The sequence below is a fragment of the Bradyrhizobium sp. HKCCYLRH3099 genome, assembly GCF_051167855.1.
Classification (GTDB): Bacteria; Pseudomonadota; Alphaproteobacteria; order Rhizobiales; family Xanthobacteraceae; genus Bradyrhizobium.
In genome coordinates, this window is record NZ_JBNPTW010000013.1 from 187,167 (window position 1) to 207,717 (window position 20,551).

At 66.1% G+C, this 20,551-nt stretch carries 19 protein-coding genes; 12 read left to right on the forward strand and 7 right to left on the reverse strand.

Features of this window, described 5'->3' with window-relative positions; genetic code table 11:
• Positions 1 to 63 precede the first annotated feature (63 nt).
• The 4 genes from ACQR1Y_RS23425 to ACQR1Y_RS23440 form a co-directional block, all read right to left on the reverse strand.
• Entirely contained in the window at positions 64 to 1,092 is a 1,029-nt protein-coding gene (locus ACQR1Y_RS23425) for a helix-turn-helix transcriptional regulator (RefSeq protein WP_434861019.1), read from the reverse strand.
• Positions 1,093 to 1,126: 34 nt separating this feature from the next.
• Complete coding sequence (locus ACQR1Y_RS23430; RefSeq protein ID WP_434878366.1) at positions 1,127 to 2,530, reverse strand: M20/M25/M40 family metallo-hydrolase; 1,404 nt, start codon at positions 2,528 to 2,530, stop codon at positions 1,127 to 1,129.
• Positions 2,531 to 2,639: 109 nt separating this feature from the next.
• A complete protein-coding gene (locus tag ACQR1Y_RS23435; RefSeq protein WP_434878367.1) occupies positions 2,640 to 4,247 on the reverse strand; it encodes a helicase HerA-like domain-containing protein in 1,608 nt (535 codons plus the stop codon).
• A gap of 206 nt (positions 4,248 to 4,453) precedes the next feature.
• Entirely contained in the window at positions 4,454 to 4,858 is a 405-nt protein-coding gene (locus ACQR1Y_RS23440) for a hypothetical protein (RefSeq protein WP_434878368.1), read from the reverse strand.
• Between ACQR1Y_RS23440 and ACQR1Y_RS23445 the strand changes: the two genes are divergently transcribed.
• The 11 genes from ACQR1Y_RS23445 to ACQR1Y_RS23495 all read left to right on the forward strand — a co-directional run bounded on the left by ACQR1Y_RS23445 (position 4,857) and on the right by ACQR1Y_RS23495 (position 14,396).
• Positions 4,857 to 5,264 carry a DUF4332 domain-containing protein gene (locus tag ACQR1Y_RS23445; RefSeq protein WP_434878369.1) on the forward strand — a complete coding sequence of 136 codons (408 nt, stop codon included), beginning with the start codon at positions 4,857 to 4,859 and terminating at the stop codon, positions 5,262 to 5,264. The two genes, ACQR1Y_RS23440 and ACQR1Y_RS23445, sit on opposite strands and share 2 nt — an antisense overlap.
• A gap of 79 nt (positions 5,265 to 5,343) precedes the next feature.
• Entirely contained in the window at positions 5,344 to 6,201 is an 858-nt protein-coding gene (folP, locus tag ACQR1Y_RS23450; RefSeq protein WP_434878370.1) for a dihydropteroate synthase, read from the forward strand.
• Positions 6,198 to 6,566 carry a dihydroneopterin aldolase gene (folB, locus tag ACQR1Y_RS23455; protein WP_434861013.1) on the forward strand — a complete coding sequence of 123 codons (369 nt, stop codon included), beginning with the start codon at positions 6,198 to 6,200 and terminating at the stop codon, positions 6,564 to 6,566. The genes folP and folB overlap by 4 nt, the downstream gene beginning before the upstream one ends.
• Before the next feature lie 4 nt (positions 6,567 to 6,570).
• A complete protein-coding gene (gene folK / locus ACQR1Y_RS23460) occupies positions 6,571 to 7,062 on the forward strand; it encodes a 2-amino-4-hydroxy-6-hydroxymethyldihydropteridine diphosphokinase (protein ID WP_434878371.1) in 492 nt (163 codons plus the stop codon).
• Between the two features lie 100 nt (positions 7,063 to 7,162).
• On the forward strand, positions 7,163 to 9,025 hold the full coding sequence (locus ACQR1Y_RS23465; RefSeq protein ID WP_434878372.1) for a methylmalonyl-CoA mutase family protein: 1,863 nt from the start codon (positions 7,163 to 7,165) through the stop codon (positions 9,023 to 9,025).
• 2 nt (positions 9,026 to 9,027) lie between these two features.
• On the forward strand, positions 9,028 to 9,492 hold the full coding sequence (locus ACQR1Y_RS23470; RefSeq protein ID WP_434861010.1) for a GFA family protein: 465 nt from the start codon (positions 9,028 to 9,030) through the stop codon (positions 9,490 to 9,492).
• A gap of 27 nt (positions 9,493 to 9,519) precedes the next feature.
• Positions 9,520 to 9,672: a hypothetical protein gene (locus tag ACQR1Y_RS23475; RefSeq protein WP_434861009.1), complete on the forward strand. Its 153-nt coding sequence runs from the start codon at positions 9,520 to 9,522 to the stop codon at positions 9,670 to 9,672.
• A complete protein-coding gene (scpA, locus tag ACQR1Y_RS23480) occupies positions 9,669 to 11,825 on the forward strand; it encodes a methylmalonyl-CoA mutase (protein ID WP_434878373.1) in 2,157 nt (718 codons plus the stop codon). Before ACQR1Y_RS23475 ends, scpA begins: the two co-directional genes overlap by 4 nt.
• A gap of 125 nt (positions 11,826 to 11,950) precedes the next feature.
• A complete protein-coding gene (locus ACQR1Y_RS23485) occupies positions 11,951 to 12,727 on the forward strand; it encodes a DUF3298 domain-containing protein (protein WP_434861007.1) in 777 nt (258 codons plus the stop codon).
• A 35-nt stretch (positions 12,728 to 12,762) separates the two neighbouring features.
• The gene (meaB, locus tag ACQR1Y_RS23490; RefSeq protein WP_434878374.1) at positions 12,763 to 13,755 is read left to right on the forward strand and encodes a methylmalonyl Co-A mutase-associated GTPase MeaB; all 993 of its coding nucleotides are present in this window, start codon (positions 12,763 to 12,765) and stop codon (positions 13,753 to 13,755) included.
• On the forward strand, positions 13,752 to 14,396 hold the full coding sequence (locus ACQR1Y_RS23495) for a pyroglutamyl-peptidase I (protein WP_434878375.1): 645 nt from the start codon (positions 13,752 to 13,754) through the stop codon (positions 14,394 to 14,396). The genes meaB and ACQR1Y_RS23495 overlap by 4 nt, the downstream gene beginning before the upstream one ends.
• 118 nt (positions 14,397 to 14,514) lie before the next feature.
• On the opposite strand, the gene ACQR1Y_RS23500 is transcribed toward ACQR1Y_RS23495, so the two are convergent.
• Positions 14,515 to 15,822 (reverse strand): IS4 family transposase, encoded by a 1,308-nt coding sequence (locus ACQR1Y_RS23500; protein WP_434878376.1) that lies wholly within the window; start codon positions 15,820 to 15,822, stop codon positions 14,515 to 14,517.
• 453 nt (positions 15,823 to 16,275) lie between these two features.
• On the opposite strand from ACQR1Y_RS23500, the gene ACQR1Y_RS23505 reads away from it, so the two are divergent.
• Entirely contained in the window at positions 16,276 to 17,649 is a 1,374-nt protein-coding gene (locus tag ACQR1Y_RS23505) for a TIGR03808 family TAT-translocated repetitive protein (RefSeq protein WP_434878377.1), read from the forward strand.
• A gap of 4 nt (positions 17,650 to 17,653) precedes the next feature.
• Here the strand turns inward: ACQR1Y_RS23505 and ACQR1Y_RS23510 are convergent, their stop codons facing one another.
• Both ACQR1Y_RS23510 and ACQR1Y_RS23515 read right to left on the reverse strand, forming a co-directional pair.
• A complete protein-coding gene (locus ACQR1Y_RS23510; protein ID WP_434878378.1) occupies positions 17,654 to 18,364 on the reverse strand; it encodes a TIGR03809 family protein in 711 nt (236 codons plus the stop codon).
• Positions 18,365 to 18,834: 470 nt separating this feature from the next.
• Positions 18,835 to 20,454: a S8 family serine peptidase gene (locus ACQR1Y_RS23515; RefSeq protein ID WP_434878379.1), complete on the reverse strand. Its 1,620-nt coding sequence runs from the start codon at positions 20,452 to 20,454 to the stop codon at positions 18,835 to 18,837.
• Between the last annotated feature and the right edge of the window lie 97 nt (positions 20,455 to 20,551).

The following is a 20,551-nucleotide window of genomic DNA, read 5'->3' on the forward strand; positions in this document are numbered from 1 at the left end:
GCCTGGGCGGAGCTTCGGCTCTTGCTTCGGACCGGCTCGGATTGTCGAAAACCGGCGTAACGGTCAGTGAGCGTCCTGCGCGGAGGCGCGTCTGATCGCCGCACGTCCGTTCGACCGCCGCCAGCGGTCCGGACTGAGGCCGACCAGCTTCGTGAACGTCCGGGTGAAGTGGCTCTGGTCGGCGAAGCCCACCTCGAGTGCGATCATTCCCAGAGTGAGCTCGCCCTGCAAAAGCAGATCGCGGGACCGCGCGACCCGACGCTGCAACAACCATTGATGCGGAGCGACACCGACCGACTTCTTGAAGGCCCGCGCGAAGTAGCTCGGCGACAGGTCGAACTCCGAAGCGATGTCCTGAAGCAGGATGTTGCCGGAGAGCCTGGCCTCGATCAGATCGCAGGCACGGCGCACCTGCCAGGCGGCCAACCCGCCCGGCAACAGCGGCGCCGGTTCGCCGCAGCCACCATATGTTCGCACCACATGGGCAGCGATCGTCATCGACAAATGATCGACAAACAGCCGGTTGGCCTCATCAGGCCGTCCCAACGCCTCGCTCATCGCATGGCTGAGATGGCGCATGGTCGGGTCGTCGACGCCCACCGCCGGCTCGTAGGACAGTTCGCCGACGGATGCCATGAACATCTCGCGGGCCGTGACGTCGATGACCTCGCGTGACAGACGATAAAAGATCGAATGAAACGGCTTGTCGATGACATAACAGGGCGCCCGCTTCATGTCGTAGAGATAGGTGCCGCCGGCGAAGATGTCCTTCTTGGCTACCGCCCGCCCGTTCTCCCAGCATTCGCATTCGGGATAGTCGCGAAACTTGACGCTGACCATGTAGGCGTCGTCAGGCGGAAGCGGGTCTGACAGGCCCCTCTGCGGGTTGTCCGACCGGCATTCTGCGGACTCCAACGCGCTGTCGGCGAACGCCCGAGTGACGAGCGTCGGCGCCTGTTCGAGCCGCAGACCCGCCTTCAATCGCTTGCCAAAAATCTCGCTTTCGGCCATGGCGCCTTTCCTGCCGACCAGGGTTGTATGGTACCCTGATCGGGCGGGAAAGGAGGAGCCCCGTTGTCGCAGCGGCCGCATGTCGGAGACGCGGGCCGCTGGAGTTCCATGACGGCTATCGCGGCATCTCCGCGAGCGCGGCGAGGATGCGGGCCCAGGAGCGGATGCCCTTGTGGTAGCTCTTGAGGTCGTACTTCTCGTTCGGCGAATGGATGTTGTCGTCGTCGAGACCGAAGCCGACCAGCAGCGAGTCGAGGCCGAGCGTCTTCTTGAAGTCGGTGACGATCGGGATCGAGGCGCCCGAGCCCATCAGGATGGTTTCCTTGCCCCACTCCTCGGTCAGCGCCTGCTTGGCGGCGGCGAGCGGCTTCATGGTCCAGTCGAGCGCGATCGCGGCACCGGCCGAATGGTCGCCGAACTCGACCGAGCAGTCGCCGGGAATGCGCGCCGACACGTAGTCGCGGAACGCCTTGCGGATCTTCAAAGGATCCTGGCCTTCAACGAGGCGGAACGAGACCTTGGCATGCGCCAGCGACGGGATCACCGTCTTGGAGCCCTCGCCGATATAGCCGCCCCAGATGCCGTTGATGTCGCAGGTCGGGCGTGAGGAGATTTGCTCGATCAGCAGGCGATCCTTTTCGCCGGCCGGGATCGACAGCCCGATCGGCTTGAGGAAACTCTCCGGCGTCAGGTTCAGCTTCTTCCACTGCTCCAGGACGTCCGGCGGCACGTCCTTCACGCCGTCATAGAAGCCGGGGATGGTGATGCGGCCGTCGGCATCGAACAGTCCGCCGAGCACCTCGGTCAGCACGCGGATCGGATTGCGCGCGCCGCCGCCGAACACGCCCGAATGCAGGTCGCGATTGGCAGCCTTGATCTTGATCTCTTCATAAAGAAGACCGCGCAGCGAGGTCGTGATCGCGGGCGTGTTCGGGTCCCACATGCCGGTGTCGCAGACCAGCGCGAAGTCGGCCTTGAACTCGTCCTTGTTCTGTTCGAGGAACGGCACGAAGTTCTTCGAGCCGACCTCCTCCTCGCCCTCGATCACCACGGTGACGTCGAGCGGCAGCGAACCCGTCACCTTCTTCCAGGCGCGGCAGGCCTCGACGAAGGTCATCAGCTGGCCCTTGTCGTCCTCGGCGCCGCGCGCGACGATGATCTTGCGGCCGTCGGCGTGGTCAGTGACCACGGGCTCGAACGGCGGCCGGTGCCACAGGTCGAGCGGGTCGACCGGCTGCACGTCGTAATGGCCATAGAACAGCACGTGCGGCTTGGCCGCGCCGTGGCCGTTGCTCTTGCCGACCACAGCCGGATGGCCGGCGGTCGGCCGCACCTCGGTGGCGAAGCCGAGCGTCGTGAGATCCTTGGCGAGATGATCGGCCGCCGCCTTGCAATCCTCAGCGAAGGCCGGGTCGGCCGAGATCGACTTGATGCGGATCAGTTGGAACAGCCGGTCCAGGCTGTTGTCGAAATCAGCATCGATGTGATCGAGAACGGATTGAAGCTGCGCATTGGCCATGGCCAAGAGATCCCTTCGCAAGTGACGCCTGTCGGCTTGCTTTTAGCCCCGTTGCGCGGTCCGGACCAGCGTGATGCCGCGAGCATCACGCTGGCGTTGACAGCATGGCTCAGCGCCGCAGCAACCCGCCGAGCGCGCCGCGCACGAGACTGCGGCCTATCGAGCTGCCCAGCGAACCACCGACCTGCTTGCCGAGATCGGCGGCGATGCCGCCGACGACCTTGTCGGTCACCTGGCGCGCGACGTTGCGGGCAATCACCTGCGTGGTCGAGAGCTGGCCACGCTTGACGTTGGTGCCGAAGATCGTCGCCGCGAGATTGCCGATCGTGCCGAGCACGCCGCCGGACGAGCCTTCCGTGGTCGCCGCCTTTCCGGCGATCCGCTGCTGCAGGAGTTCGTAGGCTGACTCCGCATCGATCTCGGTGTCGTACTTCCCCTTCACCGGACTTGCCGCGATGACCGCCTTGCGCTCCTCCGCCGTGACCGGCCCGATCCGCGCCGACGGCGGCCGGATCAGCACGCGTTCCACCATCGACGGCGTGCCGTTGCCTTCCAGGAACGAGACCAGCGCCTCGCCCTTGCCGAGCTCGGTAATCACCTTGGCGGTGTCGAGCTTCGGGTTGGGACGGAACGTATCGGCGGCGGCGGCCACCGCCTTCTGGTCGCGCGGCGTGAACGCGCGCAGCGCATGCTGCACGCGGTTGCCCAACTGCCCGAGCACGCGATCGGGAACGTCGAGCGGGTTCTGCGTGACGAAATACACGCCGACACCCTTGGAGCGAATGAGGCGCACCACCTGCTCGATCTTGTCCATCAGCGCCTTCGGCGCGTCATTGAACAACAGATGCGCCTCGTCGAAGAAGAACACCAGCTTCGGCTTGGCGACGTCGCCGACCTCCGGCAGTTCCTCGAACAGCTCGGACAGCATCCACAGCAGGAAGGTCGCGTAGAGCCGCGGGTTCTGCAGAAGCTTGTCGGCGACGAGGATGTTGATCATGCCGCGGCCGTCGCGGTCGGTCTTCATGAAGTCCGTCAAGGTCAGCGCCGGCTCGCCGAAGAACTTGGTGCCGCCCTGGTTCTCCAGCACGAGCAGCTGGCGCTGGATGGTGCCGACGGTGGCGCGGGTGACATTGCCGAACGACTGCGCAGCCTTCCGGATCGGCGCCAGTGGATCGGCCTCCGCATTCGCGCCCTTCTTGGTGTCGGGAATGATCGCGTCGAGCAGCGCGCGCAGATCCTTCATGTCGATCAGCGCGAGCCCGTTCTCATCAGCGACACGAAACGCAACGTTGAGCACGCCTTCCTGGACATCGTTGAGGTCGAGCATCCGCGCGAGCAGCAGCGGTCCCATCTCGGTGACGGTGGCGCGCACCGGATGCCCCTGCTCGCCGAACACATCCCAAAATACCGTCGAGAACTGATCGGGCTGATAGGTCAGGCCGAGCTCGCCCGCGCGCTTGACGATGAAGTCCTTGGCTTCCCCGGTCTGGGAGATGCCGGACAGGTCTCCCTTGATGTCGGAGGCAAAGACCGGAACGCCTGCGCGCGCAAACCCTTCGGCCATGACCTGCAGCGACACGGTCTTGCCGGTGCCGGTCGCACCGGTGACTAATCCGTGGCGATTGGCGAGCGCGAGCGTCAACCAGGCCGGCTGCTCGCCGGCACCCACGAGAATTTTTTCGTCGGTATCAGCCAGAGATTTTCCGGATGGTGCCATGTTGATCCATCTTTCCAGAGTGCTTGTTTCGCATCGCACGGCGGCGGGGCGTCTCGTGCGGTAACATACTTTAGTTTCGCAGGTTGGAACCAGCGTCAGGGTGCCTCACCTCTTCGCAACGCGCGCGCATTGTTGAGCGATGGTGCTGCGCGGCGCGCACATTTGGCCGGTCGATTCAACATTCGGTCTTGCATCGTTGCAACAGTTCATCGTCGATCGCGAATCGATTCGCGAGCGAGGCTGGGTCGTCGCTTGTATTTCACGGATCGTCCGATCAAGATGAATTCAGCGAGAGGACATCCGGTCTTGGGGGATCGGATGAAGACGGGGTTCACATGAACGAGTTGATTGAGCCGCTGGCCAGAATGGCCGGCTTCGATGGAGTCGTGGCTGAATTCATCGGTATCGAGCCTGACCTCCGCCGCAACGACCGACAGCCGCGACTGGCGCCGCCTTCCCTGCCCGATGAACTCTTCGACCTCGACCGCAACCGGACCGACGCGGATCAGACGGCGCGATCCCGACAGGCTCACCCGGCCTGAGCCGGCCGCCTTGAGGCCCCTCACAGGGGCCACATCACCTGAAGCACCTTCGCGCGCGCCGAGTATCATGACATATCCAATCACCGAACTCGAAGGCATGACGACGTTCTATGCCTCCAAGCTGAAAACATTGGGCATCCGGACGACCGACGCCTTTCTCGAAGCCGCCCGTACCGTGAAGGGACGCAAATCTCTCGCCGCGAAGACCGGTATCAGTGAGCAGCAACTGCTCGACTGGGCGAATGCCGCCGACTACATGCGCATCCCCGGCATGGGCAAGGCCAAGGTCTGCCTGGTCCGCGCAGCCGGCGTCACCACGGTGCGTGAACTGGCACACCGCAACCCGGCCCGACTGGCGCAGAACATCAAGGAAGTGAATACCAAGCGGAAGCTGGTTCGCATCCTGCCGTCGGAGAAATCGGTCGGCCGGCTGATCGAAAAAGCGCGGCAGTTGGAGCCGAAGATCAGCTATTGACGGACAGGCTCGCCGCTTCGTGCGGCTTCGGCGGTGCAACGTCTTGACTCGCCCGTGGCAACCGCGCAAAGCGGCGCCCATGAGCGCCGTTCTGCCCTCTTCCGCCCCGGACCTCGCGTCGAGCCACCCGCTGCTGCGGACGTGGCTGGCCCGTCCTTTTGCCGCGGTCATGGGCATCCTCAACGTGACACCGGATTCCTTCTCCGACGGCGGCCATTTCGATGCGCCGGAACGCGCGCTGGCGCAAGCCACGCGGATGATCGCGGCGGGCGCCGACATCATCGACATCGGCGCCGAGTCGACCCGGCCCTACAAGGGCGCGGAGCCGGTCACGGCCGACGCGGAACTGGCGCGCCTGAAACCGATCCTGCCTGCAATCGTGGCACTGGGGGTCCCCGTGTCGATCGACAGCATGAAGGCCAGCGTAGCCGCCTACGCGCTCGACCAGGGCGCTCAGATTGCCAACGACGTCTGGGGCCTGCAGCGCGATCCAGCCATGGCCGAGATCGTCGCGGCCCACGGGGCGCCGGTGGTGGTGATGCACAATCGCGCCGAAGTCGATCCTGAGATCGACATCATCGACGACATGGTCCGCTTCTTCGCGCGTTCGCTGGACATCGCCGCGAAGGCCGGCATTCCCGCAGGCAATATCGTGCTCGATCCCGGCATCGGCTTCGGCAAGACCGCGCCGCAGAGCATGACGGCGCTGGCACGCCTCGACGAATTCAAGCGTTTCGGACTGCCGATCTTGGTCGGCGCGTCACGCAAGCGCTTCATCAGCACCGTCGTGGCCTCGGAGCCGCAGGAACGGCTGGGCGGATCGATCGCGGCGCATCTGATCGCGGCCCAGCGCGGGGCTGCGATCATCCGGGCGCATGACGTCGCCGAGACGGTTCAGGCCGTGCGCGTGGCAGCGGCAATCGAGGCACAGAGATGACCGATACCATTTTCATCAAAGGCGTCCTCATTCACGCCCGTCACGGCGTGATGGAGCATGAGAGCGAGGTCGGCCAGCGCTTCGTCATCGATCTCGAACTCTATACAGACCTCTCGGACTCCTCGCGCAGTGACCGTCTCGCGGACACGGTCTCCTACTCCGATGTGGTCGAGACGGCGACGGCCGCGTTCAAGGACGTCAACTACCGGCTGCTCGAACGCGCCGCGGGCGCGGTGGCCGACGCGATCCTCGCGACCTTCGCCCGCATTCGCGCGGTCAAGGTCACCGTGCACAAGCCGCACGCGCCGATCGCCGCGATCTTCGAGGATGTCGGCGTGGTGCTGACGCGCTCGCGCCATCCGTGATGCCATGTCCAGCGCGCTGATCGCTCTCGGCGGCAATGTCGGCGATGTCAGGTCGACATTTCGGCACGCCATTCCCGAGATCATCACGCGCGCACAGGCTACGCTCGCCGCGCGTTCGGCCGACTACATCACACCGCCCTGGGGCGAGGAGCAGCAGCCGCCCTTCATCAATGCCTGCGTCGCGATCGAGACCGCCGTCGCGCCTCGCGCGCTTCTCTCCGTCCTGCACGAGGTCGAGCGGATGTTCGGCCGCAATCGCGCACAGGAGACACGATGGGGGCCGCGCACGCTCGATCTCGACCTGATCGCCTACGACGATGTGAGCCTCGACACGCCCGATCTCACGCTGCCGCATCCGCGGCTGTTCGAACGCGGCTTCGTGCTGGTGCCGCTGGCGGAGATCGCCGGGGATCGCCGGATCTCCGGCCGCCGGGTCGACGAGGCGCTGCGGGCGGTTTCGCGCGACGGAATCCGGCCGCTGCCCTCAGCCGAATAGCTGACATTCCCGGCCAAACAACCGTTTGGCTTCGCGTTCCCGACGTGGCATTTTGCGCCACAATAATCGCCATAACAGACGCCCGGGAGATGCGAGCCGCATGACGACCGACACCGACACTCTGCGCCTGGCCGCCGACTTCGCGCCGGCCAGCGAAGCGGACTGGCGCAAGCTGGTCGATGGCGTGCTGAAAGGCGCCGCCTTCGAGAAGCTGGTCGGCAAGACCTATGACGGGCTCAAGATCCAGCCGATCTATCCGCGCGCCAAGGATGCCGCGCCGGTCGCGGGCCGCGCCCCGGCCGCGCCTTGGCAGATCATGCAGCGCGTCGATCATCCGGACGCCGCGAAGGCCAATGCGCAGGCGCTGGTCGACCTCGAAAACGGCGCCACCGGGCTGACGCTGGTGTTTGCGGGATCGAATGCGGCGCATGGCTTCGGCCTCGCCGCGACCGCCGATGCGCTTGCCCGCGCGCTCGACGGCGTACATATCGATGCTGCGATTGCCATCGAATTGCAGCTTGGTGAATCGTCCGCGCCTGCCTCGGTTCTCGCCAACTACGTCAAGCAGCGCGGCTTCAAGCCCGAGGCCTGTGACATTCGCTTCGGCCTCGACCCGATCGGCGATGCGGCGAGCCGCGGCGCCAGCGCCCATGACGCGGCTCACCTCGCGTCCAGCGCCGTCGACGTCGTCAAGCAACTGCACGGTGCCGGATTCAGCGGGCCCTTCCTCGCTGCCGATGGCCGGGTCGTCCACGACGCCGGCGGATCGGAGGCGCAGGAGCTGGCCTTCGTGCTCGCCTCCGGCGTCGCCTATCTGCGCGCGCTCGAGGCCGGCGGCATCGCGCTCGAGACCGCGCGCAACATGATTTACGCGCGGCTCGCGGCCGACACTGATCAGTTCCTCTCGCTGGCGAAATTCCGCAGCCTGCGCCGGCTGTGGGCGCGCATCGAGCAGGCCTGCGGTCTGCAGCCGAAGCCGCTCTTCATCTCCGGCGAGACGGCGTGGCGCATGCTCACGCGGCGCGATCCCTATGTAAACATGCTGCGCGCCACGATCGCGACCTTCGCGGCCGGCCTCGGCGGCGCCAACGCCGTCACCGTCCTTCCGCACACCGCCGCGCTCGGCCTGCCCGATGCGTTCGCACGCCGCGTCGCGCGCAACACGCAACTGGTGCTGCTGGAGGAGAGCAATCTCGCCCGCGTCGCCGATCCCGCCGCCGGTGCCGGCGGCATCGAGGCGCTGACGGCCGAGCTTTGCACCACCGCCTGGGCGCTGTTCCAGGAGATCGAGAAGGCCGGCGGAGTCGTGGCCGCGCTGCAGGCTGGGCTGATCCAGTCCAAGGTCGCCGCGGTGAAGCAGGCGCGCGATGCCAACATCGCCAAGCGCCGCGACGTGCTGACCGGGGCCAGCGAGTTTCCGAACCTCAACGAGGCCGAGGTGGCGGTCGAACCGGTCGCGCCGCTGGCTTCGCCCTCGCCTGCCAAGGCCGCGCTCAGCTTCGCGCCGCTGACGCCGATCCGTCTTGCCGACGCCTTCGAGCGGCTGCGCGATCGCTCCGACAGCCTGCTCAAGAGCAAGGGCCAGCGTCCTCAGGTGTTCCTCGCCAATCTCGGCACCGCCGCCGACTTCACCGCGCGCGCGACATTCGCCCGCAGCTTCTTCGAAGCCGGCGGCATTGCCGCCATCGACGGCCCGGGCGGCTCCGATCCGGCCGCGCTCGCGGAGGCCTATCGCGCCTCCGGCGCAACGATCGTGTGTCTCTGCTCGTCAGACAAGGTTTATGGCGATACCGCAGTTCCCGCGGCCAAGGCCCTGCAAGCGGCCGGCGCGCGACATATCTATCTCGCAGGCCGCGGCGGCGAGCAGGAGGCTCCTCTTCGCGAGGCCGGCATCGGCAGCTTCGTGTTCGCCGGCGGCGATGCGCTGAAGACGCTCGAAGACGCCTATACGCATCTGGAGTGAGCATGACCGAGGCCAGCAAACCCGTCCTCACCGGCGGCTGCCAATGCGGCGCCATCCGCTACGCGCTGATGGCGGCGCCGACGCGCGTCAGCATCTGCCATTGCCGGATGTGCCAGAAGGCGACGGGCTCGCCGTTCGCGTCGCTCGCCGACATCAACCACGAAAGCTTTGCCTGGACGCGCGGCACGCCGGGAACGTTCCGCTCCTCCTCGATCGCGAACCGCTATTTCTGCGCCGCCTGCGGCACGCCGCTCGGCTTCGGCGCCATCGACGGGCCGCGCATCGAGATCATGACCGGCAGCTTCGACCGGCCGGACCGGGTCGTGCCGACGCGGCAGTTCGGCTCGGAATCCCGCCTCGGCTGGGTCGTCGCGATCGCCAATCTGCCGAGCCAGACCACGCAGCAGAACTACGGACCGGAGAAGATGGCCCGCATCGTCAGCCATCAGCATCCGGATCATGACTGAGCGCTGACCGATGCATCAGGATCGACCATGTTCAGCTGGCTGGCCGCACTCATCGAAACCGCGATCCACACGGTCTGGACCCGCAGCGTGACGGCGGATCCACGCAATGATCCGGTCTACAAGACGAAGCTGAAAGAGCTCATCGAGAGAAACCGCAGGTTTGAGGACGCCCGGGAATGACCCGCATTCCGAATTTCGCCGACATCGCCTTTGAACCGACCGCTGCCCCCGCGCCTACGGGCGCCGCCGAGCCATGGCTGACACCAGAGGGCATTCCGGTGAAGCCGGCCTATGGCGAGGCCGATCTCGCCGGCATAGACTTCCTCGAGACATGGCCGGGCACCGCGCCCTATCTGCGCGGCCCCTACCCGACCATGTATGTCAACCAGCCCTGGACCGTCCGGCAATATGCCGGCTTCTCCACGGCCGAGGATTCCAACGCGTTTTATCGCCGCAACCTCGCCGCGGGGCAGAAGGGCCTGTCGGTCGCGTTCGATCTCGCCACCCATCGCGGCTATGATTCCGATCATCCGCGCGTCGGCGGCGATGTCGGCATGGCGGGCGTGGCGATCGACTCGATCTACGACATGCGCACCTTGTTCGCCGGCATCCCGCTCGACCAGATGAGCGTGTCGATGACCATGAACGGCGCGGTGCTGCCGATCCTCGCTTTGTTCGTCGTCGCCGCCGAAGAGCAAGGCGTGCCGCCGGAGAAGCTGTCGGGCACCATTCAGAATGACATTCTGAAAGAGTTCATGGTGCGCAACACCTACATCTATCCGCCGTCGCCCTCGATGCGGATCATCTCCGACATCTTCGCCTTCACCTCGCAGCGGATGCCGAAGTTCAATTCGATCTCGATCTCCGGTTATCACATGCAGGAGGCCGGCGCGACGCAGGACCTGGAGCTCGCCTATACGCTCGCCGACGGCGTCGAATACTTACGCGCCGGCATCGCCGCGGGCCTCGACGTCGACCGCTTCGCGCCGCGGCTGTCGTTCTTCTGGGCGATCGGCATGAACTTCTTCATGGAGGTCGCCAAGCTCCGCGCCGCGCGGCTGTTGTGGGCGAAGCTGCTGAAGCCATTCAATCCGAAGGACCCGCGCTCGCTGTCCTTGCGCACGCACAGCCAGACCTCGGGTTGGTCGCTGACCGCGCAGGACGTCTACAACAACGTCGTCCGCACCGCGGTCGAGGCGATGGCGGCAACGCAAGGCCATACCCAGTCGCTGCACACCAACGCGCTCGACGAGGCGCTCGCGCTGCCGACCGACTTCTCCGCCCGCATTGCCCGCAATACGCAGTTGTTCCTACAGCAGGAGAGCGGCACCACCCGGATCATCGATCCCTGGGGCGGCTCGTACTACGTCGAGCGCGTCACCCGCGATCTCGCTGCAAAAGCCTGGGGCCACATCCAGGAGATCGAGGAGCTCGGCGGCATGGCCAAGGCCATCGAGGCCGGCGTGCCCAAGCTGCGCATCGAGGAGGCCTCGGCCAAGACCCAGGCGCGCATCGACACCGGCCGGCAGTCGGTGATCGGCGTCAACAAGTACAAGCCGACCGACGAGCCGCCGCTCGACGTGCTCAAGGTCGACAATTCCACCGTGCGCCGGCTGCAGATCGACAAGCTGTCGCGGCTGAAGTCGGAACGCAAGCAGGCCGAGGTCGATGCCGCCCTCGCGGCGCTGACGCGCTCGGCGGGCGACGGCAACGGCAATCTGCTGGCGCTGGCGATCGAGGCGGCGCGCGCCAAGGCCACCGTCGGCGAAATCTCCGACGCGCTGGAGAAAGTGTTCGGCCGCCATCGCGCCGAGATCAAGTCCATCACCGGCGTCTACAAGCGGGAGATCGCCGCCATGTCCGGCAAGGCCGAGAAGCTGCAGACTCTGATCGAGTCGTTCGAGGAGGCGGAGGGACGCCGTCCGCGTATCCTCGTCGCCAAGATCGGCCAGGACGGCCACGACCGCGGCCAGAAGGTGATCGCATCCGCCTTCGCCGACATCGGCTTCGACGTCGACATCGGGCCGCTGTTCGCCACCGCCGACGAGGCGGCCCGCCAGGCGGTGGAGAACGACGTCCACATTCTCGGCGTCTCCTCGCTCGCCGCAGCCCATCTCACCGCCGTGCCGGAGCTCAAGGCCGCGTTGAAGAAGCAAGGCCGCGAGGACATCATGATCATCGTCGGCGGCGTGGTGCCGCCGCAGGATTACGACGCGCTCTACAAGTCCGGCGCCGAGGCGATCTTCCCGCCGGGCACGGTCATCGCTGACGCCGCCGAGGAACTGATTCATAAGCTCAACGCGCGGCTCGGCCACAGCGAGGCGGCGGAGTAGTCTTTTAGAGTTTGCTGCATCATCTGCCGGCGCGCGGTCATGCGATCGCGCGCCGTTGCATATGCGGCCATGAACCTCCGCGATCCCCAGCGATACGCATCTTGATCCACCGGATTTGAATTGCCATGACCCGTTCCTCGCTCTGCATTGCCGCCCTCCTCGGCCTCCTTGCCGCGTCTCCCGTTTTCGCCGCCGAACCCAAGCCGGACGCCACCATCAACACCAAGGCGGTCGAGGCCAACGTCACGCTCGATGCGCAGATCAAGGCCGACGGGCCGCTCGCCGCCTATTGTCTTGCCGATGGCAGGAAGTGGATCGACCGGAACGCCGCCGACGCCGCCAAGGAGCGCAAGGAGGACCCGCAAGCGTTCCGTGACCGCAAATGGTCGTATGAGCGCAAATATTCGCTCCGCTCGGTCGTCGCCGGCCGCTACGTCAGCGTGCTCAGGGACGACTACATGGACACCGGCGGCGCGCATCCGAACAGCGATGTCAACACCATCCTGTGGGACAAGACCGTCGCCAAGCCGATCAGCATCCGCCCCTTCTTCACCGAGACCGCCGACAATGGTCCCGCGATGAAGGCGATGCTCGCGGGCGTTATCACCTCGCTCAAGGCCGAGAAAAAGAAGCGCGATGCGACGGAGACCGCGACCGCCGAATGGTTCAAAGGTCTGGAGCCGAAGCTCCTGAAGATCGGCGCGGTGACGCTCGCTCCCTCCACGGAAGCCGGCAAGAGCTCCGGCCTCACCTTCCACTATCCGCCCTACGCGGTCGGCCCCTACGCCGAAGGCCAGTACGTCGCCTTCGTGCCGTGGGAGACCCTGAAACCGTATCTCTCGCCCGAGGGCCAGGCGATCTTCGCCGGCGCCAGGCCGAAGAAGGATGCGGACGACAACTAGCTGGCCGCGCGCCGCGCATCCGGTATAACGGGCGCATGTCCCCTCGCTCCCCGTCTTCGCCTGACATCACGGTTTTGGCCGACGATATCCGCTCCGGCAGCCGCGCGGCGCTGGCGCGCGCGATCACCCTCATCGAGAGCCGCCGGGCCGATCATCAGGCATCCGCGCGCGAGCTGGTGCAGACGCTGCTGCCGCAGACCGGGAACGCGTTCCGGGTCGGCATCACCGGCTCGCCGGGCGTCGGCAAGTCGACCACCATCGATGCACTCGGCATGCATCTGATCGCGCAAGGCCACAAGGTCGCGGTGCTCGCGGTGGATCCGTCCTCGGCACGCACCGGCGGTTCCATCCTCGGCGACAAGACGCGGATGGCGCGGCTGTCGCATGACACCAACGCCTTCATCCGCCCTTCGCCGTCCTCCGGCACGCTCGGCGGCGTCGCCGCCAAGACGCGCGAGGCGATGCTGTTGTGCGAGGCCGCGGGCTTCGACGTGATCCTGGTGGAGACGGTCGGCATCGGCCAATCCGAGACCGCGGTCTGCGACATGACCGACTTCTTCCTCGCCTTGATGCTGCCCGGCGGCGGTGACGAGCTGCAGGGCATCAAGAAGGGTCTGGTCGAACTCGCCGACATGATCGCGATCAATAAGGCCGACGGCGACAACGTCAAGCGCGCCAACATCACCGCCGCCGACTATCGCGGCGCGCTGCATCTACTCGCGCCCCGCTCCGAGCATTGGCATCCACCGGTCGTGACCTATTCGGCGATGGCGGGCTCGGGCATTGCCGAGCTGTGGCAGAAGGTCGTCGAACATCGCAAGGCGATGGTTGCCTCAGGCGAGTTCGCCGCGCGCCGCCGCGACCAGCAGGTGAAATGGATGTGGACCATGCTGGAGCAGCGGCTGATGGCGCGGCTGCGCACCGATACGTCGATCCGTGCCAAGGTGAAGAAGCTCGAAGCGGAGGTCGCCGAAGGCCGCATCGCGCCGGCGCTTGCGGCCGAGCAGCTTGCGGAGCTGCTGAAGTGAGCGGTCGGGTCCGCATTCTCATCACCGGCTTCGGCCCGTTCCCCGGCGCGCCGTTCAACCCGACCATGCCGCTGGTGAAGCGTCTCGCGGCACTGCGCCGGCCCGCGCTCGATCACGTCGAGATCAGCAGCCACATCTTTCACGTCACCTACAGCACGGTCGATCGTGAGCTGCCACAGCTGATCGCCGAGCGGCGGCCGCACGCGCTGCTGATGTTCGGCCTTGCCGGGCGAACCTCCTATCTCCGCATCGAGACCCGCGCCCGCAACGCTGTGACGGCGACTTTCCCCGATGCCGACCGCGCTATCGCGCGCAAGGGCGTCATCGTGCCAGGTGCGCATCCGATGCCGTTCGGTCCGCGCATGGCGCGGCTGCTGCGCGCCGCCCGCGCCACCGGCATCGACGCAAGGCCGTCGCGCGATGCCGGCAGCTATCTCTGCAACTATTTGAGCTGGCGCGCGATCGAGGCGACGCGGGTGCCAGGCGGTCCAGGGCTCGCCGCCTTCATCCACATTCCCCCACTGCCGCGCGCCAGCACGACATTGCGGCACGGCAGCTCGCGCATCACCCTGGAAGCGCTCGTCGATGCCGGCGAGGCGATGCTGATGGAGCTGGTGAAGCTCGCGCGGATGAAAGCTTAATCGAACTCATCAGCATCAATCGCTTCAATGCGATCGAATTGACAGAGCTTACGAGTTGAAGCCGAGCTCGCGCATCACCGCCAGTGCGCCCCCTCTCCCCGTCCTTCACCTGTCCGATTCACACATCGCGAAGCCTCAGTCCCGTGCCGAACTTGATGCGTTCGAAGGCTTCGAGGCCGAGGCGCATCGTTTTCGGCCCGGGCTTTCCGTAGTAGCCGTCCCATCCTCCGAGATGTGCGATCACCCAAGCGGCGAAGGCGAGCGAATCCTGGGGATATGGATTTTTCTGGCGCGCGGTCCTGCTTGGCAGTCCGGCGGAGATGGCTTCGAGGATTGGCAGATCGGTAGGTTCGAACACCTCGAGAGCGCTTTGGTGAGTGGTGCCGTCACGCGCTTTGACAAGCTGCATCACGGTGACGCCTGCAACAGCGATGGCTGCGACGAAGCGGATCATGACCTCAGGCTCGCTGATATCGGCGGCCTCGACGTCGAAGCCACCAGTCTTGAGGGTATGGAAATATTCCTCGGAGACCCAGCGCATTCGATAGGCTTCGATGGCCCGGCTTGCCTCCTTGAGGTTGGTCACCGGTCGCGTCGTGATGAGCCGCCAGTGGATCGGTTTACCTTGCGCTGGTGGGCGGACCTCGCGGATATCGACCATGGTCAGGGCGACGGTCTCCGGCAAAGTGGCGGCGCACTGGCGCGGCCTGCGCAAGACGATCGGAGCGAAGCGGACCGCGAGTTCGCTGGAACGGGCCTTGCGGCCCGGCGCCGCCGGGATATCGACCTTGGACCGGCCTTGCTCGGGCAGTGCATCCATATGCGCGAACAGCAACTCGATCTGCTCGCCCTCATCGGTCGCAATGCGTCTGTTCTGACAGGCGCGCACCACCAGATGCACCGCTTCAGGACGCTGCGCGAAATACTCGTACATGTCGCTTTCGCGATCGGAAACAACGGTAATGCTCGCGGCCTTCTTCAGCACTTTTGCAGCGCACTGCGTGGTATCGATCCAGCGCTGCGATTCCTTCTCGGCTGTCTTTCGCGATCGCCGACTCTTCGTCTTGCCGCCTTTCCGGTTCCAGACCTCGGCATCGACCAACCCGATGACGCCGCCAGTGCTGGCATCCACCGCAAGGGCAGCGTGGAGCAAGACGCCGCGCAGAGCCCCGCCTTTGCCGATCGGTCCATAGCCATCGGCCTTCGCGCGTCGGCCGCCCAGCGCAAGCTCGCTCGTATCCTGCGCGACAATAATATCACGTTCGCTCGCGCGAGCAGCTGTCTGCTCCGCCGCATAGGATGCGATCTCCTTTGCCGTCACTGCCTTGTTACGAAGGAAGCGCGTGAATTGCATCTCGCGCGCACGGTCGCAGCGCGCCAATTGGCGCACGCAAGAGCAGGGCCGCTTGACCAGCGCAGCATGCAAATGGGCCCCCCTTTTTGCAGCCGCAAGTCGCCAAACCGACCCAGCCCGTATCCTGCTCCAGACATGGCCTCTTCCCGCGCGTCGTTGCCTAACCCACGGAATCAGCAATCAAAACACTTGGCAAGATCTGTGAATAGGACAGCCGTCCTTCACGGGGAGAGGGTTGGGGTGAGGGGCAGCCACACGCAAGGGCCCCGCGGAAAGCCCCCCCTCACCCGGATTGCATCTTCGATGCAATCCGACCTCTCCCCGCACGCGGGGAGAGGTGCGCACAAGCCGCCGAATATCAGCTCAAGAAACGATCCGCCTTGGTGCCTCAGACAGCCGTCCCCGCGGGTAAAGATTTAACCCTACCCGCAACAAACAGGGCCTGCGACGCTGCTCAAAAGCCGGCTGTCAGCGCTTTCGCGTTATCTCAAGCAAACCAGAGCTGACCCACGCGAGCCTGACCTCATGGACGTCAAACGCCGCAACCTGATCGGCGCCACGGTGGCCGGTGCCGCCGGCGCCCTGGCGCTGCCGAGCGAGCCGGCGCAGGCCACCCCGCTGACCGCCGCGCTCGGCCGCGACGCCACCCAGTACGGCGTCAAGCCGAACAGTCCCGACGACCAGACCCGCGCCTTGCAGCGCGCGATCGACGAAGCCGCGCGAGCGCAGGCGCCGCTGGCGCTGCCGCCCGGAATCTATCGCAGCTCGATGCTGCGCCTCGGCAGAGGCAGCCAGCTCATCGGCGTCCGCGGTGCGACGAAGCTTGTATTCACCGGCGGCGGCCCCTCGCTGCTCTCGGCCGAAGGTGCCGACGGTCTCGGCATCAGCGGCATCTCGCTCGACGGCAGCGGCATTGCTTTGCCCCAGCGCCGCGGCCTGCTTCACGTTGCGGCGGGCCGCGATGTCAGGATCGTCGACTGCGAGATCATCCGCTCCGGCGGCAGCGGCATCTGGCTCGAGCAGGTCTCCGGCGACGTCAGCGGCAACGTCCTCACCGATATCGCGGTCACTGCCATCGTCTCCTTCGATGCGCTCGGGCTGATCGTCTCGCGCAACACCATCAAGGGCACCCGCGACAACGGCATCGAGATCCTGCGCACGGCGATCGGCGACGACGGCACGATGGTGCTCGATAACCGCATCGAGGACATCAAGGCCGGACCCGGCGGTTCCGGCCAGTACGGCAACGCGATCAACGCCTTCCGCGCCGGCAACGTCATCATCAGAGGCAACCGCATCAGGAACTGCGACTACTCCGCGGTGCGCGGCAATTCCGCCTCCGCCATCCAGATCGTCGGCAACAGCGTGACCGACGTCCGCGAGGTCGCGCTGTATTCGGAGTTCTCGTTCGAAGGCGCCGTCATATCGGGTAATACGGTCGACGGCGCCGCCTTCGGGGTCTCCGTCTGCAACTTCAACGAGGGCGGCCGCATCGCCGTCGTCCAGGGCAACATCATCCGCAACCTGATTCCGAAGCGCCCGATCGGCACCGCGCCCGACGACGATGCCGGCATCGGCATCTATGTCGAGGCGGATTCGTCGGTGACCGGCAACGTCGTGGAGAATGCTCCGTCCTATGGCATCGTCGCCGGCTGGGGCCGCTATCTCCGCGACGTCGTCATTTCCGGCAACGTCATCCGCAACGCGCTGGCGGGCGTCGGCCTGTCCGTCTTTCCGGGAGGAGGAACGGCGCTCGTCACCAACAACATCATCTCGGGCACGCCGCGCGGCGCGGTGATCGGGCTCGATCACATCAAGCCGGTCACGCCCGACCTGACGCAAGACACCGCGCAACGCTATGCGCAGCTCACCGTGACCGGCAACGCCGTCACGCGATGACGGATCAATAGGCGACAGCCAGGGCCGGATAGCGGCGTTCGATGGCGTCGAGATCGACCACCGGATCCTCATCATCGGCGCCGGAGTCCATCCCGATGCTCAGAGCCTGCTCGAGCGCGGCCATGTCAATGCGGGCAGGCGCGACCGTCAGCTCCGGCTCGACCTCTTCGTCGGTCGGGTAATCCGGCTCCAGGTCATCCTCCAGGCGATCCTCGAAGTAACCCTCCGGGCCACCATCCAAGCCATCCTCGGGCAGATCCTCGGCCAGGTCGAATCCGACCACCTCGATCTCGCTGTCCACGATGATCTCGGATTCCGAAAGAATGGCTTCGAGTGTGCGCGGCAGCTCGATCGGACGTTGCAGCGCCGGCTCAGGCTCCACGTGCCGTGCCACCACGGGTGCCGCGGCCATGATCATGGAGGGTGCCGGGCTCGGCACGATGCTCACCACCTCCGGCCTCACCGGATTGGGCCTCGCCAGATTGGGCATCGCCCGTTCGGGCATCACCGGCTGGGGCTCCGCGGACAGCGACTTCCAGGTGGCGACGGCCGCCTTGGCGTGGCGGATGTCCTCGATGAGAGACTGCTCGGTGTAATAGCGGCGCCAGCGACCGCTCTGAAACAGCTCGCTCAGATGGTCGAGGCGCCGTTCGGCGAGCGCGCACCAGCGTGCAGCCAGTTCGCGGCTGCAAGCCACGTCCGGTCGATGTGTCATAGGGGAGCCCGTGAAATAAGGGGACGGACGCACTCGGCACGAATCAACGCAACGTGACGTGAATATTTTGTGGAAAAGGTTAACAAAGTCTAGCTATCGCCATCTTGTTTGGCGGCCAAACCGTAGTTGCGCGGAAATTTTGACCGCAAGTTTTCGGGCTTTTGCTCCGCTCGGCAACGCCCGCGCGATCCGCGATCCAAAAACTCAACCTGAGAGATGCCGCGCGGGCCGGCCACCGCCGATGATCCGGACCCGGCGCCGAGCCACCGCTCAAGCGCGGCCAAAAATGAAAGAGCCGTCCGGGGGGACAACCGGACGGCTCAGAGCCATATGGGCGCTTGGGGTGGATGGGCGCTCGCGCCTGATATAGCTTGGGGAGAGGATCACCGCTCCCACATACCTTCTGTCGTGATCGCCCGGGCCCCCGTTCAAAGCGACGGCGGGATTTTTGGATCACGAAAACGTTGACGCTACTGCTGCGCCGGACGCAGGGCACCGGCCGCCGGAGTGTCTCCGGTCGCCATGGTCGCAGCAGAGGCCGGACGCAGGTCGCGCGCAGGTGCGGCGTCCTGTCCGCTGTCGCGCGGCTTGGCCGCCGGAGCAGCTGACATCGCCGGCGCATCCCGGGGAGACAGTACCGCCTGGACCGCCGCCAGCGCGTCCGCCTGCCCTGCCCCGAACAGATCGTCCTGACCGGGCGAGCCGAGATCGCGCGCGGTCTTGGTCAGCACGGTGCGGACCGTTTCCGGCTTCAGCGCCGGATTGCGCTCCAGCACCAGGGCCGCGAGCCCGCTGACATAGGCCGCCGAGAACGAGGTGCCCGAAATGACCTGATACTTGCCGTCCGGCGCCGGCAGGAAGATGTCGGCGCCGGGCGCCGCGAGCGCGACGTAGTTGCCGCGGTTGGACGCCGCCAGCAGTTGATCCCTCGTGTCGGTCGCGCTCACGGCGATGACGTTCGGATTGGCGGCTGGATAGAGCGGCGGAGATTTCGCGCCGGCATTGCCGGCGGCCGCGACCATGACGAGATCCTTCGCCGCCACCGCCGCGATCGCCCGCTCGATCACCGCATCCTTGGGGCCGGCAAAGCTCATGTTGATGATCTGGGCGCCATGCAAGGCGGCGTAGTCCAACGCCTTCAGGATGACGTAGGAGCTGCTCTCCGGGCCGCCGCCCTTCTTGGTCACGCCGAAGGCCCGGATGGCGATGATGCGCGCAAAGGGTGCGCTGCCCATCAGCCGCTTGTGCGAGACGATCACGCCGGCGATACCGGTGCCGTGCACATGCGGCTCCGCGTCGCCGCCGAGCGCGTCGAAGGCATCGAACGCGGCGTCGACGAATTCGGGGTGCTTGAGATCGACGCCGGAATCGATCACGGCGATCGTGACGTTCGCCCCCTGCGCCAGCCGGTGGGCTTCGGGCAGCCGCAGCTTCGCCAGCGCGTATTGGGCCGGATCGCCCTCGGCCGGAGGCGCCTGCTGCTGCAGCTGATAGCGGTAGTTCGGCTGCACCGAGCGCACGCTGGTGTCGGCTAAGAGCGCGCGGCGCACCGTTTCGACCGAGCGGCGATCGGTGATGCGAAACAGGCCGATGGTCGCATTGATCAGCGGAAAGGCCTGCGAGCTGACGCGCTGCAGGCGATGGCGGCGCGCCAGCGCGTCGGCCTGCTCGGCCGAGAGGCTGCCGTCGATCTCGGCGACCAGCTCGTTGGCGATGGTCTGCTCATCAGCGGCTGCCACTGCGCTGGGCGCGCGGCGCTGGGCTGACTTGGCTGAACTCCCCTTGTCCGACCTGCCGCTGTTCGAGCCGCGCTTGTTCGCCGCCGTCTTGGCCGATTTGTCCTGTCCGGCCTCGGCCGACGGACGGTCCAGACATTCGCCCGCGACGCCGCGGTCGACCGGGCTGCAGCGGACCTGCAGATTCGGCGCGTAGCGCGCGTTGGGTAGAGCCGGGCGGAGCGCCATACTGGGCGGCGGCGTCCGCAGCGCCGCGCTGGGATTGATACTCGGCACACGGCTGGGAATGTTGATGGCGGGCGACCGCATCATCGCCTGGGCCTGCGCGGACAGCGTTCCCCCAACGATCAGCATCGCGACCGCGACGACGCATGCGGCGATCCCGGCGCGCGGCCGAGCGCCTCGGGGAAGGCCTTGATGCGGGCCTTGATACGAGCCTTGGCAGGACATC

Bases quoted from the DNA above. Each gene is read 5' to 3' on its own strand.
- ACQR1Y_RS23425 (WP_434861019.1), bottom strand. From the start codon at position 1,092: ATGCGGCCGCTGCGACAACGGGGCTCCTCCTTTCCCGCCCGATCAGGG.
- ACQR1Y_RS23430 (WP_434878366.1), bottom strand. From the start codon at position 2,530: ATGGCCAATGCGCAGCTTCAATCCGTTCTCGATCACATCGATGCTGAT.
- ACQR1Y_RS23435 (WP_434878367.1), bottom strand. From the start codon at position 4,247: ATGGCACCATCCGGAAAATCTCTGGCTGATACCGACGAAAAAATTCTC.
- ACQR1Y_RS23445 (WP_434878369.1), top strand. From the start codon at position 4,857: ATGACATATCCAATCACCGAACTCGAAGGCATGACGACGTTCTATGCC.
- ACQR1Y_RS23440 (WP_434878368.1), bottom strand. From the start codon at position 4,858: ATGATACTCGGCGCGCGCGAAGGTGCTTCAGGTGATGTGGCCCCTGTG.
- folP (WP_434878370.1), top strand. From the start codon at position 5,344: ATGAGCGCCGTTCTGCCCTCTTCCGCCCCGGACCTCGCGTCGAGCCAC.
- folB (WP_434861013.1), top strand. From the start codon at position 6,198: ATGACCGATACCATTTTCATCAAAGGCGTCCTCATTCACGCCCGTCAC.
- folK (WP_434878371.1), top strand. From the start codon at position 6,571: ATGTCCAGCGCGCTGATCGCTCTCGGCGGCAATGTCGGCGATGTCAGG.
- ACQR1Y_RS23465 (WP_434878372.1), top strand. From the start codon at position 7,163: ATGACGACCGACACCGACACTCTGCGCCTGGCCGCCGACTTCGCGCCG.
- ACQR1Y_RS23470 (WP_434861010.1), top strand. From the start codon at position 9,028: ATGACCGAGGCCAGCAAACCCGTCCTCACCGGCGGCTGCCAATGCGGC.
- ACQR1Y_RS23475 (WP_434861009.1), top strand. From the start codon at position 9,520: ATGTTCAGCTGGCTGGCCGCACTCATCGAAACCGCGATCCACACGGTC.
- scpA (WP_434878373.1), top strand. From the start codon at position 9,669: ATGACCCGCATTCCGAATTTCGCCGACATCGCCTTTGAACCGACCGCT.
- ACQR1Y_RS23485 (WP_434861007.1), top strand. From the start codon at position 11,951: ATGACCCGTTCCTCGCTCTGCATTGCCGCCCTCCTCGGCCTCCTTGCC.
- meaB (WP_434878374.1), top strand. From the start codon at position 12,763: ATGTCCCCTCGCTCCCCGTCTTCGCCTGACATCACGGTTTTGGCCGAC.
- ACQR1Y_RS23505 (WP_434878377.1), top strand. From the start codon at position 16,276: ATGGACGTCAAACGCCGCAACCTGATCGGCGCCACGGTGGCCGGTGCC.
- ACQR1Y_RS23510 (WP_434878378.1), bottom strand. From the start codon at position 18,364: ATGACACATCGACCGGACGTGGCTTGCAGCCGCGAACTGGCTGCACGC.
- ACQR1Y_RS23515 (WP_434878379.1), bottom strand. From the start codon at position 20,454: ATGCTGATCGTTGGGGGAACGCTGTCCGCGCAGGCCCAGGCGATGATG.